Annotated in this window: 24 protein-coding genes and 1 other RNA gene; 10 read left to right on the forward strand and 15 right to left on the reverse strand. The window is 57.0% G+C overall.

Annotation, left to right across the window (positions count from 1 at the left end; all coding sequences use genetic code 11):
• On the forward strand, positions 1-822 hold an 822-nt coding region (locus tag GS12_RS18310), incomplete at its 5' end, for an MFS transporter (protein ID WP_034949453.1).
• 14 nt (positions 823-836) lie between these two features.
• Positions 837-1,886 (forward strand): glycerophosphodiester phosphodiesterase, encoded by a 1,050-nt coding sequence (glpQ, locus tag GS12_RS18315; RefSeq protein ID WP_034949454.1) that lies wholly within the window; start codon positions 837-839, stop codon positions 1,884-1,886.
• Positions 1,887-1,917: 31 nt separating this feature from the next.
• Here glpQ and yigL read toward each other — a convergent pair whose 3' ends face one another.
• Both yigL and pldB read right to left on the reverse strand, forming a co-directional pair.
• Positions 1,918-2,718 (reverse strand): sugar/pyridoxal phosphate phosphatase YigL, encoded by an 801-nt coding sequence (gene yigL / locus GS12_RS18320; RefSeq protein WP_034918663.1) that lies wholly within the window; start codon positions 2,716-2,718, stop codon positions 1,918-1,920.
• Between the two features lie 63 nt (positions 2,719-2,781).
• Entirely contained in the window at positions 2,782-3,774 is a 993-nt protein-coding gene (pldB, locus tag GS12_RS18325) for a lysophospholipase L2 (RefSeq protein WP_034949456.1), read from the reverse strand.
• A 95-nt stretch (positions 3,775-3,869) separates the two neighbouring features.
• Between pldB and rhtB the strand changes: the two genes are divergently transcribed.
• Positions 3,870-4,493: a homoserine/homoserine lactone efflux protein gene (rhtB, locus tag GS12_RS18330; protein ID WP_034918658.1), complete on the forward strand. Its 624-nt coding sequence runs from the start codon at positions 3,870-3,872 to the stop codon at positions 4,491-4,493.
• On the opposite strand, the gene rhtC is transcribed toward rhtB, so the two are convergent.
• From rhtC to pldA, 3 genes are read right to left on the reverse strand one after another with little or no spacing between them, the layout of a single operon-like run.
• Positions 4,490-5,116: a threonine export protein RhtC gene (rhtC, locus tag GS12_RS18335; protein WP_034949458.1), complete on the reverse strand. Its 627-nt coding sequence runs from the start codon at positions 5,114-5,116 to the stop codon at positions 4,490-4,492. The genes rhtB and rhtC overlap by 4 nt on opposite strands.
• A 33-nt stretch (positions 5,117-5,149) precedes the next feature.
• Entirely contained in the window at positions 5,150-6,976 is a 1,827-nt protein-coding gene (recQ, locus tag GS12_RS18340) for an ATP-dependent DNA helicase RecQ (protein ID WP_034949459.1), read from the reverse strand.
• A 58-nt stretch (positions 6,977-7,034) separates the two neighbouring features.
• Positions 7,035-7,913: a phospholipase A gene (pldA, locus tag GS12_RS18345; RefSeq protein ID WP_034918652.1), complete on the reverse strand. Its 879-nt coding sequence runs from the start codon at positions 7,911-7,913 to the stop codon at positions 7,035-7,037.
• 172 nt (positions 7,914-8,085) lie between these two features.
• Here pldA and GS12_RS18350 point away from each other — a divergent pair, with 172 nt between their 5' ends.
• Together GS12_RS18350 and rarD are read left to right on the forward strand one after the other, a co-directional pair.
• Positions 8,086-8,559 carry a thioesterase family protein gene (locus GS12_RS18350; RefSeq protein ID WP_034918650.1) on the forward strand — a complete coding sequence of 158 codons (474 nt, stop codon included), beginning with the start codon at positions 8,086-8,088 and terminating at the stop codon, positions 8,557-8,559.
• Between the two features lie 37 nt (positions 8,560-8,596).
• A complete protein-coding gene (gene rarD / locus GS12_RS18355) occupies positions 8,597-9,520 on the forward strand; it encodes an EamA family transporter RarD (RefSeq protein WP_052118522.1) in 924 nt (307 codons plus the stop codon).
• A 15-nt stretch (positions 9,521-9,535) separates the two neighbouring features.
• On the opposite strand, the gene corA is transcribed toward rarD, so the two are convergent.
• Together corA and ysgD are read right to left on the reverse strand one after the other, a co-directional pair.
• Positions 9,536-10,489, reverse strand: coding sequence for a magnesium/cobalt transporter CorA (gene corA / locus GS12_RS18360; RefSeq protein WP_034918648.1), 954 nt, complete (start codon positions 10,487-10,489; stop codon positions 9,536-9,538).
• A 130-nt stretch (positions 10,490-10,619) separates the two neighbouring features.
• Positions 10,620-10,676, reverse strand: a complete 57-nt coding sequence (ysgD, locus tag GS12_RS25010) for a YsgD/CorL family protein (RefSeq protein WP_231566816.1) — start codon at positions 10,674-10,676, stop codon at positions 10,620-10,622.
• A gap of 32 nt (positions 10,677-10,708) precedes the next feature.
• Between ysgD and GS12_RS25180 the strand changes: the two genes are divergently transcribed.
• On the forward strand, positions 10,709-10,840 hold the full coding sequence (locus GS12_RS25180) for a hypothetical protein (RefSeq protein ID WP_268747363.1): 132 nt from the start codon (positions 10,709-10,711) through the stop codon (positions 10,838-10,840).
• On the opposite strand, the gene uvrD is transcribed toward GS12_RS25180, so the two are convergent.
• From uvrD to GS12_RS18395, 7 genes are all read right to left on the reverse strand, one after another.
• The gene (uvrD, locus tag GS12_RS18365; protein ID WP_034949475.1) at positions 10,837-12,999 is read right to left on the reverse strand and encodes a DNA helicase II; all 2,163 of its coding nucleotides are present in this window, start codon (positions 12,997-12,999) and stop codon (positions 10,837-10,839) included. The genes GS12_RS25180 and uvrD overlap by 4 nt on opposite strands.
• A gap of 57 nt (positions 13,000-13,056) precedes the next feature.
• Positions 13,057-13,773, reverse strand: coding sequence for a 5-amino-6-(5-phospho-D-ribitylamino)uracil phosphatase YigB (gene yigB / locus GS12_RS18370; protein ID WP_034949461.1), 717 nt, complete (start codon positions 13,771-13,773; stop codon positions 13,057-13,059).
• Positions 13,773-14,672: a tyrosine recombinase XerC gene (gene xerC / locus GS12_RS18375; RefSeq protein ID WP_034918642.1), complete on the reverse strand. Its 900-nt coding sequence runs from the start codon at positions 14,670-14,672 to the stop codon at positions 13,773-13,775. Before xerC ends, yigB begins: the two co-directional genes overlap by 1 nt.
• A complete protein-coding gene (locus GS12_RS18380) occupies positions 14,669-15,376 on the reverse strand; it encodes a DUF484 domain-containing protein (protein WP_034918640.1) in 708 nt (235 codons plus the stop codon). Before GS12_RS18380 ends, xerC begins: the two co-directional genes overlap by 4 nt.
• Positions 15,373-16,197 carry a diaminopimelate epimerase gene (gene dapF / locus GS12_RS18385; protein WP_034919597.1) on the reverse strand — a complete coding sequence of 275 codons (825 nt, stop codon included), beginning with the start codon at positions 16,195-16,197 and terminating at the stop codon, positions 15,373-15,375. The genes GS12_RS18380 and dapF overlap by 4 nt, the downstream gene beginning before the upstream one ends.
• Before the next feature lie 27 nt (positions 16,198-16,224).
• The gene (gene lptM / locus GS12_RS18390) at positions 16,225-16,407 is read right to left on the reverse strand and encodes an LPS translocon maturation chaperone LptM (protein ID WP_034918637.1); all 183 of its coding nucleotides are present in this window, start codon (positions 16,405-16,407) and stop codon (positions 16,225-16,227) included.
• Positions 16,408-16,509: 102 nt separating this feature from the next.
• Positions 16,510-19,047, reverse strand: a complete 2,538-nt coding sequence (locus GS12_RS18395; protein ID WP_034918635.1) for a class I adenylate cyclase — start codon at positions 19,045-19,047, stop codon at positions 16,510-16,512.
• Between the two features lie 278 nt (positions 19,048-19,325).
• Here GS12_RS18395 and hemC point away from each other — a divergent pair, with 278 nt between their 5' ends.
• From hemC to hemY, 4 genes are read left to right on the forward strand one after another with little or no spacing between them, the layout of a single operon-like run.
• On the forward strand, positions 19,326-20,261 hold the full coding sequence (gene hemC, locus GS12_RS18400) for a hydroxymethylbilane synthase (protein ID WP_034949463.1): 936 nt from the start codon (positions 19,326-19,328) through the stop codon (positions 20,259-20,261).
• Positions 20,258-20,998: a uroporphyrinogen-III synthase gene (gene hemD / locus GS12_RS18405; protein WP_034949464.1), complete on the forward strand. Its 741-nt coding sequence runs from the start codon at positions 20,258-20,260 to the stop codon at positions 20,996-20,998. Before hemC ends, hemD begins: the two co-directional genes overlap by 4 nt.
• Before the next feature lie 23 nt (positions 20,999-21,021).
• Complete coding sequence (hemX, locus tag GS12_RS18410) at positions 21,022-22,152, forward strand: uroporphyrinogen-III C-methyltransferase (protein ID WP_034949467.1); 1,131 nt, start codon at positions 21,022-21,024, stop codon at positions 22,150-22,152.
• A gap of 2 nt (positions 22,153-22,154) precedes the next feature.
• Positions 22,155-23,345: a protoheme IX biogenesis protein HemY gene (gene hemY, locus GS12_RS18415; protein WP_034949470.1), complete on the forward strand. Its 1,191-nt coding sequence runs from the start codon at positions 22,155-22,157 to the stop codon at positions 23,343-23,345.
• 567 nt (positions 23,346-23,912) lie between these two features.
• Here the strand turns inward: hemY and GS12_RS23545 are convergent.
• A non-coding RNA gene (locus GS12_RS23545) (RtT sRNA) lies at positions 23,913-24,012 on the reverse strand; the annotation flags it as partial.

Below are 24,012 nucleotides of genomic sequence, written 5' to 3' on the forward strand. Positions count from 1 at the left end.
CTGCTCGGCATGGCGTGGTTTAACGACTGGAAAGCCGCGCTCTATATGCCGGCTTTCGGCGCTATTCTGGTTGCGCTGATTGCCTTCGCCCTGATGCGCGATACGCCGCAATCCTGCGGTTTGCCGCCCATTGAAGAGTATAAAAATGACTACCCGCCGGACTACGATGAAAAACACGAAGAAGAGCTGACAGCGAAGCAAATCTTCATGCAGTACGTTCTGCCCAACAAGCTGCTGTGGTACATCGCGCTGGCTAACGTGTTCGTTTATCTGCTGCGCTACGGCATTCTTGACTGGTCGCCCACCTATTTAAAAGAGGCGAAGCACTTCGCGCTGGATAAATCGTCCTGGGCTTACTTCCTGTATGAGTATGCCGGCATTCCGGGCACGCTGCTGTGCGGCTGGATGTCGGATAAAGTCTTTAAGGGCAACCGTGGCGCAACCGGTGTGTTCTTTATGGTGCTGGTGACCATCGCAACGGTGGTTTACTGGATGAACCCCGCCGGAAATCCGAATATTGATATGGCTTGTATGATTGTTATCGGCTTTCTGATTTACGGCCCGGTAATGCTGATTGGCCTGCATGCACTGGAACTGGCGCCCAAAAAAGCAGCGGGCACCGCGGCTGGTTTTACCGGCCTGTTTGGCTATCTGGGCGGTTCGGTCGCGGCCAGCGCCGTGGTAGGTTACACCGTCGATGCGTATGGCTGGGATGGCGGATTCATACTGATGATTGGCGGCGGCGTCATGGCGGTTATCCTGCTGATCATGACAATGCTCAGTGAAAACAAGCAAAAGCAGCACATCAGTCAGATGAAATAAATAAGGGGAAGTCTATGAAGTTAGCCATGTTAGTGACCGCATTGTTGATCGGTACTTCAGCGGGCGCGCTGGCCGCGCAGGAAAAAATCGTTATCGCTCATCGCGGCGCAAGCGGGTATTTACCTGAGCATTCACTTCCCGCCAAGGCGATGGCCTTCGCGCAGGGAGCGGATTTCCTCGAACAGGATCTGGTGATGACCAGAGACGATCGGCTGGTTGTGCTTCACGATCACTACCTCGATCGCGTCACTGACGTGGCGGAACGCTACCCCGACCGCGCCCGCAAAGATGGTCGCTTTTATGCCATTGACTTCACGCTGGCGGAAATCAAAGGCCTTAAGTTTACCGAAGGCTTCACCGTAAAAGACGGCAAAAAAGTGCAAACTTTCCCTGGTCGTTTCCCGATGGGTAAGTCCGACTTTCGCGTTCATACCTTTGAAGAGGAAATCGAGTTTATTCAGGGGCTGAACCACTCTACGGGCAAAAATATCGGCATTTATACCGAGATCAAAGCGCCGTGGTTTCACCGTCAGGAAGGCAAGGATATCTCTGCGAAGGTACTGGATGTACTGAAGCGCTATGGCTACAGCGGCAAAAGCGATAATGTCTGGTTGCAGTGTTTCGACTACAACGAGCTGAAGCGGATCAAAACGGAGCTGGAGCCGAAAAGAGGGATGGATCTGAGGCTGGTACAGCTCATCACCGATACCGACTCAAAAGAGACGCAGGAGCAGAAAAACGGCAAATGGGTCAACTACAGCTACGACTGGATGTTCAAACCCGGCGCGATGAAAACCATCGCGCAGTACGCCGACGGCATCGGCCCGGACTATCACATGCTGATTGCGCCTGGCTCGACAAAAGCGAGAATCCGTCTGACGGATATGGTTCAGGAAGCGCATCAGAACAAGATGGTGGTGCATCCCTATACCGTTCGCGCCGACCAGCTACCGCCCTGGGCTGACAACGTCGATCGCGTCTATGACGTGCTCTATAACCAGGCGCAGGTAGACGGCCTGTTCACCGATTTCCCGGACAAGGCCGTGCACTTTCTTCATCACTAAACGCATTCCGCCCTCGACTGAGGGCGGAGTTTTACACGTTATAAAGCTTGCGCAGGTAAACCGGCACCGCGTTGTCGGCATTAGGCCCGATGACCTCCAGATCCGGCAGGAGATCCTTCAGGCGCTGATGAGAATTACTCATGATGCAGCCTTTGCCCGCCATGGTCAGCATCTCTTTATCATTCATGCCGTCGCCAAACGAAATGCACTCTTTCAGCGAAAAGCCCAGCGTCCGGGAAACCGCATCCAGCGCGTGCCCTTTTGAGACGCCGCCCGCCATCACTTCCAGGCAGGTTGGCAGCGAGAAGCTGACGTTGACGCGATCGCCCCAGCGTGCGATCAGCGCTTCCTCCAGCGGGATCAGAAGTTCAGGTATCGCGCAGGTGAAGAACACTTTGCTGATGCCGTCCGCAGGCAGCGATCCCGGCTGATAAACCTGATAGTTAAAATTTGATTCGCGGAAAAAATCCAGTTCTTCCGGCCGCTGTCGGTTCAGGAACCACTCTTCATCACGATAGATATTGGTAAAAATGTCCTGATGACTGTGATGCAAAGCGAACAGCTCTTCAGCGATGTCTTCGTCCAGGTTATGGCTGAACACCAGTTCGCCCGCGGTGTTATGCACGCGCGCGCCGTTCGAGGTGATCATAAAGGCGTCAATGCCGAGGCTGTCGCGCATTTGACCGACATCGATATAGTGCCGTCCGGTAGCGAAAACAAAATGCACGCCTTTCTGCGTCAGTAGCTGAAGCGTCTCGCGCGCGAAGGGCGACAGGCGGTGATCCGGGGTAAGCAGGGTGCCATCAAGGTCGGAAGCAACAATAGGGTACATAATTCCTCTGATTAATCGGTTGTCGGACAAGTGTCTGAATGACGTGTCTCTGAGTGGTGCAAATCAGTGATGCCGGGCAAAAAAATCGACGATGGCATGTAACGCTTCGGCACGCATGCTGTCTTTTTCAAACAAGATCTCATGACGCGCACCGCTGATCACCTGCGGTTTACCGCCCTCACAGGGCTGACCTGCGGCGGCCATTGTCTGGCAAAACAGATCCTGTGCGCGGTTGTCCACAACCTTGTCTGCGCCAGCCTGCAACAGCAGTAACGGCGTGGAGATCGCCGTTGCCTTACTGAGAATGTTCAGCCCTGCCTGCATCCCTTCACGAACCCAGTGGTAGGTGGGTCCGCCAACCCGAAGCGCGGGATCGTCAGCGTAAAAACGCAGGTTGCGGCGGTAACGTTCGTGGCTGTGAGTCAACATATTGATGCCAAATGGATGCGCCCGCCATCGGCCGGTTCCTAACGCATAGCCGTCACGCAGGGCCGGACGCGCTTCCGTCCAGTTAAGAATGCGGTTCGCCATCCACACCGGCATTGGCAAAAAAATACCAAACATCGGCGAGGCAAGCACCACGGCATCGAACGCTGTCGGCTGACGCGCGATCATCAGCGCCAGAATGGCCCCGCCCATCGAATGCGCCAGTGCGAAGCGGCGACGATAGTGCCGGCTCACAATCTCTTTCAGATAGAGCGTCTCCAGATCGTCAACATAGTGTTCAAAATTCTCGACGTGCCCGCGATGGGAGTCCTGCAACAGCCGTTCTGATCGCCCCTGGCCGCGATGATCAATAATGATCACGTCGTATCCGCAGTGAAACAGATCGTAAGCCACTTCGGGATACTTCACGTAGCTCTCAATGCGACCGGGACAAAGTAAAATAACCTTGTCATGTTGCGGAGAAATGAAGCGCACGTAGCGGATCGTCACGTTTTCAACACCCGTGAACTCATCTTCTTCGCGCCGCCGCCAGAAATCCAGCAGCGGACCGGTGGCAAATGCGGCAAACGCTTTTTCCCGCGATGTCCAGCCGTCAGCGGTATTCCTCATCGGCTTTCCTTTATCCGCTCTGTCGTCATTACGTGGCGCACCTTTTGACAATAGCGTATTGTGTCACACTTCTGCGCTGTGAGGGAACGTTACGAATGACCGTCGAATGGTGGCTCACCTACCTTCTTACCACCTCGATTTTGAGCCTCTCACCCGGCTCCGGGGCAATCAATACCATGAGCACCGGCATCAGCCACGGCTATCGCGGCGCGCTTGCTTCCATCGCAGGACTTCAGGTCGGACTTTCGCTGCATATTGCGCTGGTCGGCATTGGCCTGGGGGCGCTTTTTGCACAATCTGCGCTGGCCTTTGACGTGCTGAAATGGGCCGGCGCCGCCTGGCTGGTCTGGCTTGGCATTCAGCAGTGGCGCGCCAGCGGCGGCCTGGATTTGCAGGCGGTGGCGCAGGTGATACCGCGTCGCAAGCTGTTTAAACGCGCAGTGCTGGTAAATCTGACCAACCCTAAAAGTATTGTCTTTCTTGCCGCGCTGTTTCCGCAGTTCATTATTCCGCATCAGCCCCAGGCGATGCAGTATCTGGTACTGGGCGTGACCACCGTTGTCATCGATATCATTGTCATGATTGGTTACGCTACGCTGGCAACGCGCATCGCGGCATGGGTGAAAGGGCCGCGCCAGATGAAATTGCTGAACCGTATTTTTGGCGGCATGTTTGTCGCGGTTGGCGCGCTGCTGGCCTCAGCGCGCCGTATTGCCTAGCGGGAAAGCAGCAGGTGAATGCCGAAACCGGCGAAAAGCGCACCCGCCACGCCGTCAATCCACTTCGCCAGACGCTGATAGCCCTGGCGCATTTTTGGCAGCGCGAAAAGGCTGACTACCAGACTGAACCAGATAAACGTCTCAACAACGATCAGTAAAAACAGCCCCCAGCGCGCCCCGGCGCTGACGTCATCACCGACAAAAAGTGAGAACACGCTGCCGAAATAGACCACGGCTTTTGGGTTTGACAGGTTAGTTAACAATCCTTTAATAAAGCTGTGGTCTCGCTTTTGCAGCACCACCGGCGCCGCCGCAGGCGCGGCGGACTGGCGGTGCTGATTGCGTGCGGAGCGCAACAGCTGAAAGCCCATCCACAGGAGATAAAGGCCGCCGCCAATCATAATCACCTGGTGCAGCCAGGCCATTTTTTGCAGGATCAGATGCAGCCCCATCAGCGCCACGCCCGCCCAGACGGCCACGCCCAACGTGATCCCCAACGTGCCGAACATGGCCTCTTTCCGCGAGCGGCTGGCCGCCGTTTGTGAGATAAAAAAGAAGTCCGGGCCGGGGCTCATCAGCGCAACAAAGTGCACGGCGGCAACGGTGATAAACAACATCAGCATAGCGTGATCTCCTGTTGTAAGAGCTGAATGGCGCTACTCCTCGCCATCGACGTGATCTTTAATCATCATCAGAAACGGCTTACCAAAACGTTCCAGCTTCCGCTGCCCGACACCGCTCACGCCCAGCATTTCTGAAGCAGTGAGCGGCATCTGCTCCGCCATTTCGATCAGCGTGGCATCGTTGAACACCACATAAGGCGGAATATTCTCTTCATCGGCAATCGCCTTGCGCAATTTGCGCAGCTTGGCGAACAGCTTGCGATCGTAATTGCCGCCAAAGGATTTTTGACCTGACTGACGCGGTTTGATGCTGACCAGACGCGGCACCGCCAGCATCAGCGGCGCCTCACCGCGCAGAATCGGGCGCGCCGCCTCGGTAAGCTGAAGCGCCGAGTGCATAGCGATATTTTGCGTCACCAGGCCCAGATGGATGAGCTGACGCAGCACGCTGACCCAATGCTCGTTGGTCTGGTCGCGTCCGATGCCGTAAACCGGCAGCTTGTCGTGTTCCAGCTCGCGTATGCGCTGGTTGTTCGCGCCGCGCAATACTTCCACCACGTAACCCATACCGAAGCGCTGCCCGACGCGATAAATGCCCGACAGCGCTTTTTGCGCTTCAACCAGGCCGTCATAGCGGCGCGGCGGATCGAGGCAGATATCGCAGTTATCGCAGGGCTGCTGTCGCCCTTCACCAAAATAGTTGAGCAATACCAGGCGGCGACAGGTTTGCGCCTCGGCGAAAGCGCCCATTGCATTCAGCTTGTGGCGTTCAATATCCTGTAGCGGCCCCGGCGCTTTCTCTTCAAGACAGCGACGGAGCCACGCCATATCGGCGGGATCGTAAAGCATCAGCGCTTCCGCCGGCAGACCGTCGCGTCCGGCGCGTCCGGTTTCCTGATAGTAAGATTCAATATTGCGCGGAATATCGAAGTGCACCACAAAACGCACGTTTGGCTTGTTGATGCCCATGCCAAAAGCGACGGTGGCAACCACGATTTGCAGGTCGTCGCGTTGAAAGGCCTCCTGCACCTGCCCGCGGTGGGCACTGTCCATGCCCGCATGATACGCGCCCACGCTCAGGCCGCGGCTTTGCAGACGAGCGGCGGTATCTTCAACCTTGGCCCGGCTGTTGCAGTAAATAATGCCGCACTTGCCGCGCTGATCCTGCACATAGCGGATCAGTTGCTCAGTCGGTTTAAATTTCTCCACCAGCGTGTAGCGAATGTTGGGACGATCGAAGCTGCTAAGCTGGACAAGCGGATCGTCAAGCTGAAGCAGACGAACGATATCATTGCGGGTGGTTTCATCAGCGGTGGCGGTAAGCGCCATCACAGGTACGTCGGGCAGGCGCTGTCGCAACTGGCCCAGCGCGCCATATTCAGGACGGAAATCGTGCCCCCACTGCGAGATGCAGTGCGCTTCATCAACCGCCAGCATCGCCGGGCGCCAGTGGCTCAGGCTGTCGAGAAAGTTATCCATCATCAGCCGTTCAGGGGCGATGTAGAGCAGCTTCACGCTGCCGTCGCGGCATCCGGCCATCACCGTCTGCTGCTCTTCGCGCGTCTGCGTAGAATTCAGGCAGGCCGCCGCGACGCCGTACGCCAGCAGTTGATCCACCTGATCCTTCATCAGCGAGATAAGCGGCGACACTACCAGCGTCAGTCCCTCAAGCACCAGCGCAGGGATTTGATAGCAAAGCGATTTGCCACCGCCGGTCGGCATCACCACCAGGCAATCGCGCCCTTTCAGAGCAGCCTGAATAATGGTTTGCTGGCCGGGGCGAAACTGCGGATAGCCGAACGTATCTTGCAGGATCTGTTGCGCCAGCGCTTCCCGATCAATTACTACAGCCGTAGACACATATTCCCCAAATCTGATGATCGGCGGGCCGCCGGAGCGTGGCCCGTCGAGAAAAACGTTAAAACAGATCGTTCAACATGACGCCAACGCCGACGCGCGTCTGGCGATGGTTATAGTCAATCAGCGATTCACCATAGCCGCTAAATACCTGCGTATAAAAACGCACGTGATCGGTCATTGGGTAGCTCCAGCCCAGTTCCGCGCCGCCGTAACCGCTGTTCCAGTTATAGTTGCTCTTGACGCTGAATACGCTTTCGCCCAGTTGATAGCCAACCGTCAGACGATAATACCCCATGTATTTGGTGATATCAGGATTGTCGTCGTCATTTGCGCTTTCGGAGAAACGTATCCAGGGTTTTGCTTCCACCATCCAGTTGCCGTTTTGCGCCATCAGACGAGCGTACGCGCGGTTCCAACTGCGTGAAGTGGGTTCCGAACGACCGTTTGACTGATGATTGAGGCCCACTTCAACGTCGCGCAGCGTCCAGCCAGCAAAAGAGTAGTCGGTCGCCCAGCCGAGGAAAATTTGCGGCTGGTAATCGGTCTCACGAAACGGCGACGAACCACCGCGATTGGAGAGCTGCCACCACGAACCCTGAGTATAGGATGCGCCCAGCACCGAGTTGTCACCCAAAATGCCACGCCAGAGAGGAAACGCCAGACTTAATTGAAATTTGACCTCATCGTGCCGTGCTTCATCCGCCCAGCTATAGGAATCGATAGCTTTCTTGTTAATGTTGCTGGTATCGGTATACAGAAGATAGTTGCTTTCATAGGGGTAAAGCAAAAATGGATTATCGTGCTTTTCCAACAGGTTAGCAATAATACTGCCGTGCACGGCGGGCCGATCGTGAATCTCGGTGACCGTAGCTTCTTTTGCCAGCACTAACGAGGGAAACAGGATCGCGGCGGTCAGCAACCCTTTCAGCATTGACATAATTTTCTCCAGAAATGAGACGCAAATTGAGTAAAAAGCACGCCATTCTACACGCAAATATCCGGGGGCATTAGCGCTGTTTTTGTAAAGTGGAAAGCAATGGATGCGCAACCTAAAATAGCCAGTCTGTTACCTTGTGCTTTTGTGCACGCTCTCGTAAAGGAATTTTTTCATGACCGCTGCTGTCCCGTTGGATCAGGAAGCCGCCCGCCGTTTGATCGGCAACATTTTTATTTACGACATGCCGTTTAATCGCGCGCTGGGATTGACGCTCGATCGTCTGGAGGCGGACTACGCCGAGGTCAGTTTTGCCAATCAGACACAGCTGGTGGGTAACGCGGCGCAGAAAATCCTGCACGGCGGCGTGATCGCGTCCGTGCTTGACGTGGCGGCAGGCCTGATTTGCGTTCACAGCGTGTTGACGCGTCAGGACGGCATCACCGAAGCGGCGCTGCGAGAGCGGCTTTCACGAATGGGCACCATCGATTTACGCGTGGACTATCTGCGCCCCGGACGCGGCGATCGTTTTATCGCCAGCAGCAGCCTGCTGCGCGCGGGCAACAAAGTGGCGGTGGCGCGTGTTGAATTGCACAACGACGCAGGCGTTTATATTGCCAGCGCAACGGCCACCTATCTGGTAGGCTGATCGGGTATTTTCTCACAATCTGATGGAGTAACGTTACATGGATGCGCAGCAAACGCGTCAGGGCGTGCTTTTTGCTCTCGGTGCTTATTTTATCTGGGGCATCGCGCCCGCCTACTTCAAGCTGATTAAACAGGTTTCCCCCGATGAGATCATGACGCATCGGGTGATCTGGTCGTTCTTCTTTATGCTGCTGCTGGTGAGCGTCAGTCGCCACTGGGCGAACGTAAAAATCATTCTCCGTCAGCCAAAAAAAGTGCTGCTGCTGGCCGCATCCGCCACGGTGATTTGCAGCAACTGGCTGCTGTTTATCTGGGCAGTGAACAACGATCATATGCTGGAAGCGAGTCTCGGCTACTTTATCAACCCGCTGTTTAACGTGCTGGTTGGGATGCTGTTTCTCGGCGAGCGTTTCCGCCGGTTGCAGTGGTTTGCGGTCGCGCTGGCGGCCTGCGGCGTGATTATTCAGCTATGGAAGTTTGGTTCGGTGCCGGTTATCGCGCTGGGGCTGGCGGTAACCTTCTCTTTTTACGGTCTGGTGCGAAAGAAAATTGGCGTGGACGCGCAGACCGGCATGCTGATTGAAACCAGCTGGCTGCTGCCGGTGGCGGCAATCTATCTGTTCGGCGTTGCTGACAGCAGCACCAGCCATCTGAGCCAGAACGCACTCTCTCTGAATCTGCTGCTGGTGGCGGCAGGTATCGTGACCACCATTCCGCTGATGCTCTTTACCGCCGCCTGTTCGCGGCTGCGCCTCTCAACGGTGGGTTTCTTTCAATACCTTGGCCCAACGCTGATGTTTTTGCTGGCGGTGGTGTTTTACGGCGAACGCATCACGCCGGATAAGGCCGTTACCTTCGGTTTCATCTGGGTGGCGCTGGCCGTTTTCATCTTTGATGCGGTTTGGGCGCTGCGCCGCAGGGAACCGCATCAAAAACCCCGCGAAAGCGGGGCAGAAGGTTGACCATCACCCTTCTCTTTACAGCCAGTTTTTACGCTTAAAGTAGGCGTAAGGCGCCAGCCCGGCAAGGATCATCAGGCCAATCGCGGCCGGATAGCCAAAGCTCCACTTCAGCTCAGGCATAAACTCAAAGTTCATGCCGTAGCTGGAGGCCACCAGCGTTGGCGGCAGGAAGACCACGGACACAACCGAGAAGATTTTAATGATGCGGTTCTGCTCGATATTGATAAAGCCCATCGCCGCCTGCATCAGGAAGTTAACCTTCTGAAACAGTGATTCATTGTGCGGAAGCAGGGACTCGATATCGCGCAGGATCTCCCGTGCCTGCTCAAGCTGATTGCCCGGCAGGCGCGCTTTACGCACCAGGAAATTCAGCGCGCGCTGGGTATCCATCAGACATAAACGCACCTTCCAGCCGATATCTTCCAGTTCAGCCAGCGTGGAGAGCGCGGAGTCAAACTCATCGCCCTGCTGCCCTTCCATAATGACGCGACTCAGCTTTTCCAGGTCACTGTAGATATTTTCAATTTCGTCCGCTAACTGTTCGATTTTGGTTTCAAACAGATCGAGCAGCAGTTCGTAGGCGTTGCCGTCGGCCAGGACCTGGCTGCGGGCGCGCATGCGGTAGAGGCGAAAAGCGGGCAGTTCGCGCTCGCGCAGCGTATAGAGGCGACCTTCACGAATGGTAAACGCCACCGTGGAGTTGCCAGCGTGATCGTCTGCATCTTCATAAAAGAAAAAGGAGTGGATATGCAGGCCGTCTTCGTCTTCAAAAAAACGCGCCGACGCTTCGATGTCTTCCAGCTCGGGACGGGTTGCCAGGCTCTGGCCCAGTTCGCTCTGCACGCGGTCGCGCTCGTCTTCTTCGGGTTCGATAAGATCGACCCAAACGGAGTTCACGAGCTTGTCGCTGGGATCGTCCAGTTCAAGGCGGGTTAAGCGGCTGTGATCCAGTTTAAATGCGCTCAGCATAGCTGTACTCCCAATTGGTCAATAACAAAAGGGACGAAGCCTGAACACGGCGTGTCGGTTACATCTGACTCGATGCGACAGAATGCGGGTCGCCAACAACCACGAAGGCTATCGGCAAGGAGGGATAGCCTTAGGAGTTGTACCTGGAATCCAGGTAAGTGAGCCAGTATCGACTGGGTGTGTCCAAGGCGTATGTCCTCTGAAGGTAATGGTGCGCGCATGTTACGCTGTGCCGAAAATGGCGTCAACCAGTGGTCAGCGTTAATTAAGCGACAAATTTTTACGATGCTGCCGGAGGGTGGACGGCGCCTGTCGCTGCCTGAGACGCAGCGACAGGCAACGGACGATTAAACCGTTTCCAGCTTCGCATAGGCGGCGACCAGCCATTTGATCCCCTGGCCCTGAAAGGCGACCTGAAGACGACTGTGATCGCCACTGCCCTCAAGGTTAACAATCGTGCCTTCGCCGAATTTGGCATGGCGGACGCGCTGACCGAGCGTAAAGCCGCTGTCGTTTTGCGCGATCGGCGTGCCCATACGCTGATGGCTGACCGGGCGGCTGACGCTGGCGCGCAGGCGAACTTCCTCCACGCACTCTTCCGGCAGCTCGCCGATGAAACGGGATGGACGATGATAAACCTCTTTGCCATACAGGCGACGCGTTTCTGCCCAGGTCAGCGTGAGTTTTTGCATCGCACGCGTAACGCCCACATAGGCCAGACGACGTTCTTCTTCCAGCCTGCCGCCCTCTTCCAGCGACATCTGGCTGGGGAACATCCCCTCTTCCACGCCAACGATAAACACCTGCATAAATTCCAGCCCTTTTGCCGAATGCAGCGTCATCATCTGCACCGCATCCTGCCAGCGGTCGGCCTGACCTTCGCCCGCTTCCAGCGCGGCATGAGAGAGAAACGCCTGGAGCGGCATCAGATCTTCGGTTTCGTCCTGATAGCTGAACTGGCGCGTGGCGTTGACCAGTTCCTCAAGGTTTTCAATGCGCGCCTGGCCTTTTTCGCCCTTCTCCTGTTCGTACATCAGCCACAGCCCGGAGTCTTTGATAACCCGGTCAGTCTGTACGTGCAGTGACAGCTCGCTGGTTTCCTGCGCCAGCGAGTCCACCAGTTCGGTAAAGCGCTGAAGCGCGGACGCCGCGCGGCCCGCCAGCGCTTTTTCCTGAAGCAGCGATCGGGTGCTCTGCCAGAGCGTGAGCTGGCGCTCGCGGGCGGTTTGCCGCACCACGTCCAGCGTGCGATCGCCGATGCCGCGCGTGGGCGTATTCACCACGCGTTCAAAGGCCGCGTCGTCGTTGCGATTGGCGATCAGCCGCAGGTAGGCGAGCGAGTCCTTGATCTCCTGGCGCTCGAAGAAGCGCATGCCGCCATAAATCCGGTAAGGCAGGCTGGTTTGCAGCAGCGCCTCTTCCAGCACGCGCGACTGGGCGTTGCTGCGATAAAGTATGGCGCAGTCGTTCAGCGCGCCGCCGTTCTCCATCCACGCTTTGATGCGGTTGACCACAAAGCGCGCTTCGTCCAGCTCGTTGAAAGCGCAATAGAGCGAAATGGGATCGCCATCGCTGCCGTCGGTCCACAGCTCTTTACCGAGACGACCGTTATTGTTGGCAATCAGCGCATTCGCCGCTTTCAGAATGTTGTTGGTGGAACGGTAATTCTGCTCCAGCCGAATGGTTTCCGCGCCGCTGAAGTCGTTAAGAAAGCGTTGAATATTCTCAACCTGCGCGCCGCGCCAGCCGTAGATCGACTGGTCATCGTCGCCAACGATAATCACTTTCCCCGTACTGCCGGCCAGCATACGGATCCAGGCGTACTGGATGTTGTTGGTGTCCTGAAACTCATCCACCAGAATATTGGTGAAGCGTTCCCGATAGTGGTTGAGGATATGCGGCTTATCCAGCCACAGCTCATGGGCGCGCAGCAGCAGCTCGGCGAAATCCACCAGCCCGGCGCGATCGCACGCTTCCTGATAGGCCTGATAGATGCGCAGCCACGTCTGCTCGACGGGATTGCCATAACTTTCGATGTGTTTGGGCCGTAGCCCCTCATCTTTTTTACCGTTGATGTACCACATGCCCTGGCGCGCGGGCCACTGCTTCTCATCAAGGTTCATCGCTTTGATCAGGCGTTTGAGCAGGCGAAGCTGGTCTTCGCTGTCGAGGATCTGAAAGTCCTGCGGCAGCCTGGCGTCCAGATGGTGCGCCCGCAGCAGGCGATGCGCAAGGCCGTGGAAGGTGCCGATCCACATGCCGCCCTGGCTGGTGCCGATCAACTGTTCGATGCGGTGACGCATTTCGGCGGCGGCTTTGTTGGTAAAGGTAACGGCCATGATCGAGTAGGGGGACGCATTCTCCACCGACAGCAGCCAGGCGATGCGATGCACGAGCACGCGCGTTTTGCCGCTGCCCGCGCCCGCCAGCACCAGGAGGTTGCTGCGCGGCGCGGCAACGGCCTCGCGTTGTTTGTCGTTCAGACCGTCCAGTAACTCAGAAACGTCCACAGGCACCACCAAATCAGGAGAAATGACGCATCGCGCCACTGGATATTTAAACAGCTATTATATCAGCGCCGTCAGCGATGCCAACCGGGAAATTTCCAGCGTTGGCAGCAGGCGTGTGTCGTTGATATGCATCAGATTGCCTTCGCGCAGGTTGATCCAGCAGGCCTGCATACCGCAACGTACTGAGCCGGCAACGTCGGTGGTCAGGTCGTCGCCAACATGCAGGATGGCGGAAAGCGGCAGGTTAAGCTTCTCTGCCGCCAGCCGATACATATCCTCATACGGCTTGGCGCGACCGTGCGGCCCCGCACGCAGAATAAATTTGAAATATTTATCAAGACCGAACAGGTGCGGCTCGGCGTTGCCGTTGGTGATCGCCACCAGCGGCAGCTTTTCTGCCAGCGCGCTCAGCGTGCTGTGCGTCTCGTCCGGCACCTCGATCTGACTGCGCCAGTGGGCGAAATGCGCCATCACCTTGCGCGAACCCGCTTCTGCTTCCTGCTCCGTTAAACCGGCATTGCGCATCGCCAGCGCCACCGCACGACGTCGCCATTCGCTGACGTCATGATAAATTTCCGGCTCCTGCTCACGCAGGCTGTCACGCAGCAGCTGATACTGCTCCACGCTGAACTGCTTCAGCGCGGGATGATAGTTTTGCAGGAACGTGTGGGATTCATCTGTCGTGCGGCGGATAACCCCGGCGTTATCGTACAGGGTGTCGTCGAGATCGAAGCTCATCGCGGCAACGGGCCGCAGCGGGCGGTAGAAATGCATCAGGATTTTCCTCGTTTGGCACGGGGATGGGCGGCATCGTAAACCGACGCCAGATGTTGGAAGTCGAGATGGGTATAGATCTGCGTGGTGGTCAGGTTGGCGTGGCCCAGCAGCTCCTGCACCGCGCGCAGATCGCCGCTGGATTCCAGCATATGGGTGGCAAAAGAGTGGCGGAGCTTGTGCGGATGAATATGGCTCGACACGCCCTGCTTAACGCCCCACTCGGCAAACCGTTTTTGTACGTTGCGCGTCGAAATACGTTTTCCCTGCATGGAGAGAAATACCGCGTTGTCGGCGGGCGCAAACAGCTCGCGCATTTCCAGCCAGTGCGTCAGCCACTGTACTGCCGTGCGGCCGATGGGCAGACGCCGCTCCTTACTGCCTTTCCCCATCACCCAGACTTCGCCTGCTTCCAGATCGAGATGGCCGGTATCAATGCCAACCAGCTCAGAGAGACGCAGACCTGCGCCGTACATCGTTTCCAGCATCGCGCGGTCGCGTACCGCCAGCGGATCGTTCAGATCGATCTCCAGCAGTTGGTTGACCTCATCGACGTCGATATTTTTCGGCAGGTGACGCGGCGCGCGCGGCGTGGCAACGCCTTTCGCCGGATTGGCTTTCAGCGCGCCCTGCGCCACCTGCCAGTCAAGAAAACTGCGCAGCGCGGAGAGGCGCAGCGCCAGGCTGGCGGGCTTCAGGCCCGCGCGACGGCTGCGGGCCGCCAGCGAGCGCACGCCCGCCGCATCAAGCGTATTCCACGCCGTCACCGTCATCTCCTCCAGCAGCATTATGCAGGCGGAGAGCTGGCGCTGGTAGTTAACCTGCGTCAGCGGGCTGAGCTGACGCTCAACCTTCAGGTAGCGCAGAAAGCCGTCAACGGCAGGCTGGAGCGCGCTCATGCACGCTCAACCCAGCGCAGCAGCAGTTCCGGCAGCATCTGCGACAGATGCTGTAGCAGCACCGTTCCCATACCGGACTGATAGTGCTGCGTGTCGCGACTACTGAAGATCAGTACGCCGAGATCGCCCTGCTCGCCCATCAGCGACATCGCCACCGAGCCGATCGCTTTCGCCTGCGGCAGCAGCAGCAGCAGTTCCGGGCCGTTCAGGCTGCCCAGGTAGTGCTGGTGTTTGCCGAGTCGCTGAATGCGGACGGGCTCGAACGCCTGACGCGACAGCGCCAGTTGGGTGAAATCGGACGGCGCGCCGATGCGCCATTTTTCACTGAACAGACGCACATTCGCACCGGCCAGACCCAGCTCGCGCGCCCAGCGATGCAGCCGGTTGAGCATGTCATGCAGGCTGGGCGCCGCCGCCAGGCGCCCCTGAAGCGTTAACAGCCGGTCGAAAAGCTGTTGATTCGCGCTGGCCTGCTCCATCAGCAGGGTGATCTCTTCTTCCAACCGGGTGATATGGTTGCGCTGACGAGCCAGTTGCCACTCCACCAGTGAAACCGTTCCCCGCACCGGATGCGGCACCAGCATCTGCTCGACCTGGCGCGCATTGCGAATAAAGAAGTCTGGATTTTGCAGCAGGTAATCGCTGATGGCACGATCGTCCAGCAACAGTTCGCTGGCGTCCTGTTGTTCACCGACATTTTTCATAAATGGATAAATCCGTCGTAAACGTGAGTGGCGGGGCCGGTCATATAGAGCGGATGACCAACGCCTTTCCAGGCTATGTTTAGGCTGCCGCCAGGCAGATCAACCCTGACTTTTTCCGCCAGCAGCGTCTGTTGAATACCGACCGCTACTGCCGCACACGCGCCGCTGCCGCAGGCCTGCGTTTCGCCAGCGCCGCGTTCAAAAACGCGCAGGCGAATATGCTGCTCGCTCACCACTTCCATAAAGCCCACGTTGACCCGCTCCGGGAAACGCTCATGGCTTTCGAGCACTGGCCCGAGCACCTCGACCTGCGCGGTTTTCACGCTGTCGACCTGCATTACGCAGTGCGGATTGCCCATCGACACCACGCCGCACATCACCGTTTGCTCGGCGGCGCGCATCAGGTAAAGGTTTTCGGCCTTGTTGGCGCGAAAAGGCACCTGCTGCGGTTCAAAGTTGGGCTCGCCCATGTTGACGCATACCTGCTCATCGGACGTGACGCTGAGCACCATCCGTCCGGTCTGGGTGCTCACGCGTATATCGCTTTTATTCGTCAGCCCTTTCAGCCGTACGAAGCGGGCAAAGCAGCGCGCGCCGTTGCCGCACTGCGCCACTTCACTACCGTCAGCATTGAAAATGCGATAGTGAAAATCGAGATCGGGATCGTAAGGCGGTTCAACTACCAGCAGTTGATCGAAGCCGATCCCCAGATGGCGATCCGCCAGCCGGCGGATCAGCTCTGGAGAAAAATAGACGTTTTGCGTAACGGCATCGACCACCATAAAGTCATTGCCCAGGCCGTGCATTTTTGAGAACTGCATTTTCTGCTCCGACGAAGGGTTCATGGTTTAGCGAGTCGTTGGCGTCTGCTGCTCATCACTCTGCGACGGTTTGACAGTCTGTGCCGCATCGGGCGCGGTTTGCTGTTTTGGCCGATCGTCCGGCGGAAAGTACAACGGCCCTTTCAGCCCACATCCCGTCAGGCTGGCTGCCGCCAGCACCAGCGCCATCCGGCAAATCATTTTGTTCATGCTAGGTTTCTGCTTGTTATAGGTGCCTGTTGGTTGTCTATCATCGCAGGTGAAAGAGTAAAAGCAACAGGAAAAGGTGTTTCGTCACGCGGCAAATACGACTTAGCGCATTTGATAATGCTGCGTGTAGTCATCCACCTCCGGCAGCGGATCGCTGAGCGCCCGGCTGCGGAATGGGATCACCTGGAAGCGGCCTTCCGCCTGCACAATTTGATAGAACTGCGGCAGGTTAAAGTTTACAAAGCTGGAGCCGTAGGTAAAACGGTCGTGAGAAGATGAGTAAAAGCGGCTGACGTCGCGTACCAGTTCTTCTTTACTGCCCTCGCAGTGGTGATAAATCTCCACGCGATTGGTTTCATCGAGAATGTAGATATTGAAGCCGCGGTCGTCCTTCGTGTCTTCAAAGAAGAACTGAATAATGCCTTCGCTGGCGTAACCGTTCACGACCGCAGGCAGGCGCGACTGATCCGTTTCAACTTTGATCGACAGCCCGTGCAGTTTGTTATTCGAAATGGCCCCGTAAAATTCGACGGCGTTTTCCAGCTTCTGCACGGAGACGCTGAGGCGTTCGAAGAACAGGCCCCAGGTCTGCCCCGCCACGCGCACGGCTTTAAAACGCCCCGGCTCCTGGCGCGTGCTCGACAGCCGCAGCTCAATGCATTCTGAAACCAGCTGCTGAACGCGGGTGCGGATCAGCCCGCGCAGATGCTGACTGTAGCAAAAGACCTCAACGTGATCCGGCGGCGCGGCGTCCTGATGCATTTTACCCAAAATGGTTTTCAATCCTTCGATCATCGCCTGCTCGCCGCTGAAATGCAGCGTGCGCACTTCGTTCCACGAATTGCGATAAAGCAGGTCGATACTGCCGATCAGACACTGCTGCTGCTGACCGAAACTGAAGACGTCCAGCTTGCGGAAATCGAAATGCACCACCTGGTTACGGAATGCCGCTGTCGGGTCATACTCCAGATTGACGATGATCGCCAGATGACGGATTTCGCACGGGCTGTAAAGCGCTTTCGCCGTTGGCGCAGGCAGGCGCAGCGGGAAGTGTTGCGAAACGTCCGCCACCAGCTCCTGAAGCCGCGGCAAATCGCAAAGGTCATTGCCCTTGATGTGCAGTTGCGTCTTGCTGGTGAGCAGGCCATTGAACCACGCCCAGGCAACCAGCTTGTTGAGGTAGCGGTTATATTCCAGCGGCTGATGGCTGATAATCGACTGCATATCCGGCGACTGATTGTACAGATACCAGCCTGCGCGATTGGCGCGACCGTTCGGCACGTGAATAAAGGTGAGATGCGGCTCGGAGAGATCCGGCGAGATCTGTGGATTCACCAGCGTGACCTTACCGGGCAGCGCTTCAAACGCGGCGTAGAGTTTGCGGGTCAGCACGCCGATATCCTGCGGGCTGGCGCTGACGCTGAGATTGTTGCGGCGCGCGAAGCGGATCAGGTTGCGGTAGCTCTGCATCATCGCGTCCAGCAGTTCGTTATGCGCTTCGCGCACGCGACCGATTTTCCATTCGGCGCGGCTGTCCAGAATGGCGACGCGCTGCGCGTCCCAGCCCCACTCTTTCACTAACTGACCGAGGATCTCGCGTCGCCAACCGGATTTAGTCTGCCCGACAGAGAGTTTTTCGCACACCTTCAGGTAAAAGCAGCGGCGCACCAGGTCGAGGCGCGGCATGTCGTCAATGCTGGTCAGGTAGTGCGTCACTCTCTCCAGCATCATGCAGTAGGGGTCGAGGCCGTAAGAGACGATTTCACCATCGTGCAGGCGCTGCTTGATGTCCATCGCCAGCAGCCGGGTGCTGGGGTATTCCCACGAATAGGCTTCCAGCAGCAGCGTCTTCAGCACCGCTTTATACGGGGAATCGATGCTTTTATACAGTTGCCAGAGGCTGGCGCCGAAGTATTCTTCCGCTGAAAGCGTGCTCAGTCCGCCAAGATCGAGCCATTCGTTTGGCGTCAGGACGCCTTTCTGGTAAAGCGACATGACGTAATCGTCGTAATGCTCTTCCTCTTCGCCCGGCACCATATTCCATAAAATACGTTTGCCCGCCATGCGTACAGCGGTACGGTAAAACTCGTCGAGCAACAGAATATGCTGCGTGGAACCGCAGTCTTCGCCGCCAAGGTTGCCGCTTTCATTATGACGAAAACGGTTTTCATCGATCAGGAAGAAGCTGACTTCAACGCCCATCGCCGCACACCAGTTTTGCAGTAGCGTGCATTTCTTTTGCAGGCAAAGGCGCTCTTCGTTGTCGAGCCAGGACTGATGACAAACCCAGATATCGAGGTCAGAAGTGAAGTTTTGCCCAACCGAGGAGGTACTTCCCATTGAATAGATGCCGGTGATGGGCATTTCACCCGCCAGAGGAACGGCAGCGGATTTTCCGGATTTCCCTTCTAAATCATGCAGATATTTCAACTGACTTTCATCAGGCGTGTAAAAGCTGATGCCATGTGGAACGTTACCTTCAAGGTAACCCGGCATCAGCGGATGATGATAATGTAATAAGGTTGGCAGCAGACTGTAAACCTGTTGAAACGCAGGTCCCATCGCGGCCAGCGCGCGATCGACGCGAAGCTGGTTGATGGCATCCAGTCTCTGTTTCAGTGACTCTATGTAGAGGTACAAGACGTCTCGCCTGATTGTCCCAGTGCTTACAAAAAACCCTGTTTCCGAGATCCGCCGCTTATAGTTAAAAATAGTCGTGCGAACTATTGCCGGAAACGTGATCAATCTAACACCTGGCAGATTGACCGTAAAGAAAGATGCGCTACACGTAAGTTTAGCACGCTTTACAATCGCTTTCGCCGAAGATCCTTCAATGCGCCCGTTTCAGACCGTGGAAACTGTCAGCCTTCTCGTAACAATGATAGGATAATCAGCGTCCGATCAAAACGGTATGAAGCATGTTAGACAAAATTTTAAGAATTGCTACCAGACAAAGCCCGCTCGCATTATGGCAGGCACAATATGTTCAACAGCGCCTGATGGCATACCATCCGGGGCTGCGCGTTGAGCTGGTGCCCATGGTGACCAAAGGCGACGTGATGCTTGATACGCCGCTGGCAAAAGTGGGCGGCAAAGGATTGTTCGTTAAAGAACTTGAACAGGCAATGCTCTCCGATCGGGCCGATATTGCGGTGCATTCGATGAAAGATGTGCCGGTCGCGTTCCCGGACGGTCTGGGTCTGGTAACCATCTGCGAGCGGGACGATCCGCTTGACGCTTTTGTCTCGCACCGTTTTGGCGCCGTTAACGATCTGCCTCACGGCGCGGTCGTCGGCACCTCCAGCCTGCGCCGTCAGTGCCAGTTAAGCGCGCGTCGTCCCGATCTTATCATCCGTTCGCTGCGCGGTAACGTCGGCACGCGCCTGGGCAAGCTGGACGCCGGAGAATACGATGCCATCATCCTTGCCGCCGCAGGCCTGAAACGGCTTGGGCTTACCGATCGCATTCGTCACACCATGCCAGCCGAAGAGTCGCTGCCGGCGGTCGGCCAGGGTGCGGTAGGCATAGAGTGCCGCCTTGACGACGCGCAAACTATCGCCCTGCTGGCACCGTTGAATGACGACGACACCGCCACGCGTGTGAAAGCCGAGCGCGCCATGAATACCCGCCTCGAAGGCGGCTGTCAGGTGCCGATCGGCAGTTATGCGGTGCTGGAAGGCGATGCGCTCTGGCTGCGTGGACTGATAGGTTCGCCGGACGGCACGGCGATGATCCGCGGCGAACGCCGCGGCCCGCGCGCAGAGGCTGAAAAAATGGGTATCTCGCTGGCGGAAGAGCTGCTCAACGGCGGCGGGCGGGAAATCCTTGCCAGAATCTATCAGGCGCCCGCATGAGCATTCTGGTGACGCGTCCCGAACCCGCCGCAGAAGAGCTGGTTACCCGCTTGCGCAGGCAGGGACGAACCGCCTGGTCAATGCCGCTTATCGAATTTACACCCGGCACCGGCCTCTCGCAGCTGCCTGAACTGCTTGCCGCGCTGCAACCGGGCGATCTTGTCGTACTCCTTTCGCAGCATGCTGTTCACTATGCGCAGCCCGCGCTCGCACGCGCTGGCGTATCGTGGCCGGCCAGCCTGAACTACTATGCTATAGGACGTTCCACTGCGCTTGCGTTGCACGCCGTAAGCGGGCTGAATGTCGTCTGGCCGCATGAGCAGGAAATCAGTGAAGTGCTGATACAGTTACCTGCGCTTCAGCAGGTTTCCGGCAAGCGCGCGCTGATCTTGCGCGGCAACGGCGGGCGTGAATTACTCGCTGAAACCTTGCAACAGCGCGGCGCTGATATACAGTTTATTGAGTGCTATCAACGCAGTGCGAAAATTTATCAGGGCGCTATTGAAGGACGCCGCTGGCGTGATCGGGGCATCACCACCGTGGTGGTGACCAGCGGCGAAATGCTGCAACAAATTTATTCGCTGTTCCCGGCTGTCGACCGCGAGGAATGGCTTCTCCACTGTCGGCTGGTTGTCGTCAGTGAACGCCTGGCTACCCGCGCCAGAGAACTGGGCTGGCATGATATCGTCGTGGCGGAAAACGCCAACAACGATGCCCTGCTGCGCGCGTTACAATAAACTTTAAGATGGGAAGAGTCGCAATGACGGAACACAAAGACGCCTCGGCCAGCATTGAGGAAACCACCCCGGCGGTTGAAACCTCACTGGCAGAGAAAAAACCACCTCGAAAGACAAAAAACACCAGCACGGCGCTGGCGGTTCTGGCCATCGCCATTGCGCTGGCCGTGGGCGCCGGGCTGTATATTCACGGTAAACAGCAGGCCGATCGCCAGGCGGCGGCCAGTGAGGCGTTGGCCAGCCAGCTTTCCGATCTCCAGCAGCAGGCCGCCAGCGATAAAAAAGCGCTGATGCAGCAGCTCACCGCGCAGACCGACGCCCTGAACACCGCCCGGCAGCAGCAGGCGGCGACCAGCCAACAGCTCGACGAACTCAAGCGAAAAGTGGCGACCATCTCCGGTAATGATGCGAAAACCTGGCTTCTGGCGCAGGCCGACTATCTGGTAAAACTGGCTGGTCGCAAACTCTGGAGCGATCAGGACGTAATCACCGCTGCGGCGCTGCTCAAAACGGCAGATGCCAGCCTGGGCGACATGAACGATCCCAGCCTGATCGACGTACGCCGCGCGCTTAATCAGGATATCAGTAATCTTTCGGCGGTCAGCCAGATCGATTATGACGGCATCACCCTGAAGCTGAACCAGCTGTCGAACGGCGTGGATAACCTGCGCATTGCCGATCGCGACGACGACAACGCGCCGATGGACGCCGACAGCGGTGAGCTCTCCTCTTCCCTGCGCGAATGGCGTCAGAACCTGGTGAAAAGCTGGCACAACTTTATGGATGATTTCATTACGGTTCGCCGCCGCGATACCACCGCCGAACCATTGCTGGCGCCGAACCAGGACGTCTACCTGCGTGAGAACATTCGTTCGCGTCTGCTGATCGCCGCGCAGGCGGTGCCGCGCCATCAGGACGAGATTTATAAACAGTCCATCGATACGGTTTCTGCCTGGGTTCGCGCCTGGTTTGACGCCAACGATCCGGCCACGAAAGCGTTTCTCAGCCAGCTGGACGAGCTCAGTCAGCAAAGCATCTCGATGGAGGTGCCGGATGCGCTGGCCAGCCAGCCAATGCTGGATAAACTGATGCAAACGCGCGTTCGCAACCTGCTGGCGCAGCCCGCTGCCGGGCAACAGCAGCAGGGAGAATAACCATGCTTAAAGTTCTGATCCTGTTTTTACTGTTGATGGCGGGTATTGTGCTGGGGCCGATGCTGGCCGGTCATCAGGGCTATGTGCTGATCCAGACCGACAGCTGGAACATCGAAACCAGCGTCACCGGCCTGGCAATCATTCTGATCCTCTCTTTACTGGTGATCCTTGCCGTGGAGTGGCTTTTGCGCCGTCTGCTCCGAACCGGCGTAAGGACGCGTGGCTGGTTTCTCGGCCGCAAAAGCAAGCGCGCGCGTAAGCAGACCAACGCCGCGCTGGTGAAGCTGGCCGAAGGCGATTACCGTCAGGTTGAAAAGCTGCTGTCGCGTCATGCCGATCACGCGGAGCAGCCCGTCGTGAACTATTTGCTGGCAGCGGAAGCCGCTCAGCAGCGCAACGATGAGATGCGGGCAAATCAGCATCTGGCGCGGGCTGCCGAACTGGCGGGCAGCGATCAGCTGCCGGTAGAGATCACCCGCGTGCGTATTCAGCTGGCGCGCAATGAAGATCACGCCGCGCGCAACGGCATCGATCGTCTGCTGGAAGTGGCGCCGCGTCATCCTGAAGTGCTGCGCCTTGCTGAACAGGCCTACGTTCGCACCGGCGCATGGGGCGCGCTGCTGGATATTCTGCCGTCAATGCAGAAAGCGCAGGTGGGCGATGAGGGGCACCGTCAGGCTCTACAACAGGAAGCGTGGCTGGGTCTGATGAATCAGTCGATGGCCGATCGCGGCAGCGACGGTCTGAAGCGCTGGTGGCAGGAGCAGAGCCGTAAAACGCGTCAGGAAACCGTGCTCCAGGTCGCGATGGCGGATCATCTGATCGTCTGCAACGATCACGACACCGCGCAAACCATCGTGCTGGATGGGCTGAAACGCAGCTATGACGAACGTCTGGTACTGCTGATGCCGCGTCTGAACGCGGGCAATCCTGAGCAGCTTGAAAAGGCGCTTCGTCAGCAGATTAAGCAGCATGGCGCCACGCCGCTGCTCTACAGCACGCTGGGTCAGCTGCTGATGAAGCATGGCGAATGGCAGCAGGCTTCTGAGGCGTTTCGTGAAGCGCTGAAGCAGCGTCCTGATGCGTTTGACTATGCCTGGCTGGCCGACACGCTGGACAAGCAGCACAAACCTGAGGAAGCCGCAGAAATGCGTCGTGACGGGCTGCTGCTGACGTTGAAAAATAATCCCTGAGTTACCGCATTTTATAAAAGGGTTTCAGTCGCACTGAGACCTTTTTTATGCATAAAAAAACACCCGCCAAACCGGCAGGTGTAAAATCAGGTCAGTAAGACAATGAGCGAGTACCCGACTCAACGTAATGTCCCAAACTCCCATAAGACCTTGCGACGATATGGGCTGGTGGACAACAGGTACGATAATGGCTTTGCGACATTCCTGGCTTATGAAGCGTGAGCAAACATAAAAAGTGGAATGAGCATCTACGTTTTTACTAATGCATATCACATGCCAATATTTTTCCCACCTGGCAAAACAAGCTAACACGTTGATAAATAATATAATAAAATCGACAGGTGCTTTTTTGTCACCTTTCCCCATCAGTCGGCCGCTGGCGAACGTCTCATTTTCACGACAGACAACGTATAGCCAGGTAAACCTTTATTACTTCAATGGTTTATCTGTCACCATAAGGCGACAAATTCATATCGCTTCGCTCGGCTCAAACCTCCTTCGGAGGTTCTCATCCTCTGCTAACCACTGGCGAAAAAAAACCTGCTCTGAAAGCAGGTTTTTCTGTGGTGGTCGGCGAGAGAGGATGACGCTCTCTGCGAGAGCGCCCTGCGGGCCGTTGCCGGAGCAACGTTGTCTCGCTACGCCCGGCTCAAACCTCCTTCGGAGG

The sequence above is a fragment of the Erwinia oleae genome (assembly GCF_000770305.1).
Lineage (GTDB): Bacteria > Pseudomonadota > Gammaproteobacteria > Enterobacterales > Enterobacteriaceae > Erwinia > Erwinia oleae.

Excerpts from the sequence above, each read along its gene's own strand:
- corA (WP_034918648.1), bottom strand. The coding sequence starts at position 10,489 with ATGCTGAGCGCATTTAAACTGGATCACAGCCGCTTAACCCGCCTTGAA.
- pldA (WP_034918652.1), bottom strand. The coding sequence starts at position 7,913 with ATGTCAATGCTGAAAGGGTTGCTGACCGCCGCGATCCTGTTTCCCTCG.
- rarD (WP_052118522.1), top strand. The coding sequence starts at position 8,597 with ATGGATGCGCAGCAAACGCGTCAGGGCGTGCTTTTTGCTCTCGGTGCT.
- GS12_RS25180 (WP_268747363.1), top strand. The coding sequence starts at position 10,709 with ATGTTACGCTGTGCCGAAAATGGCGTCAACCAGTGGTCAGCGTTAATT.
- yigB (WP_034949461.1), bottom strand. The coding sequence starts at position 13,773 with ATGCATTTCTACCGCCCGCTGCGGCCCGTTGCCGCGATGAGCTTCGAT.
- lptM (WP_034918637.1), bottom strand. The coding sequence starts at position 16,407 with ATGAACAAAATGATTTGCCGGATGGCGCTGGTGCTGGCGGCAGCCAGC.
- hemY (WP_034949470.1), top strand. The coding sequence starts at position 22,155 with ATGCTTAAAGTTCTGATCCTGTTTTTACTGTTGATGGCGGGTATTGTG.
- glpQ (WP_034949454.1), top strand. The coding sequence starts at position 837 with ATGAAGTTAGCCATGTTAGTGACCGCATTGTTGATCGGTACTTCAGCG.
- hemD (WP_034949464.1), top strand. The coding sequence starts at position 20,258 with ATGAGCATTCTGGTGACGCGTCCCGAACCCGCCGCAGAAGAGCTGGTT.
- hemC (WP_034949463.1), top strand. The coding sequence starts at position 19,326 with ATGTTAGACAAAATTTTAAGAATTGCTACCAGACAAAGCCCGCTCGCA.
- hemX (WP_034949467.1), top strand. The coding sequence starts at position 21,022 with ATGACGGAACACAAAGACGCCTCGGCCAGCATTGAGGAAACCACCCCG.
- xerC (WP_034918642.1), bottom strand. The coding sequence starts at position 14,672 with ATGAGCGCGCTCCAGCCTGCCGTTGACGGCTTTCTGCGCTACCTGAAG.
- rhtC (WP_034949458.1), bottom strand. The coding sequence starts at position 5,116 with ATGCTGATGTTGTTTATCACCGTTGCCGCCGTGCACTTTGTTGCGCTG.
- yigL (WP_034918663.1), bottom strand. The coding sequence starts at position 2,718 with ATGTACCCTATTGTTGCTTCCGACCTTGATGGCACCCTGCTTACCCCG.
- pldB (WP_034949456.1), bottom strand. The coding sequence starts at position 3,774 with ATGAGGAATACCGCTGACGGCTGGACATCGCGGGAAAAAGCGTTTGCC.
- dapF (WP_034919597.1), bottom strand. The coding sequence starts at position 16,197 with ATGCAGTTCTCAAAAATGCACGGCCTGGGCAATGACTTTATGGTGGTC.
- GS12_RS18350 (WP_034918650.1), top strand. The coding sequence starts at position 8,086 with ATGACCGCTGCTGTCCCGTTGGATCAGGAAGCCGCCCGCCGTTTGATC.
- rhtB (WP_034918658.1), top strand. The coding sequence starts at position 3,870 with ATGACCGTCGAATGGTGGCTCACCTACCTTCTTACCACCTCGATTTTG.
- GS12_RS18380 (WP_034918640.1), bottom strand. The coding sequence starts at position 15,376 with ATGAAAAATGTCGGTGAACAACAGGACGCCAGCGAACTGTTGCTGGAC.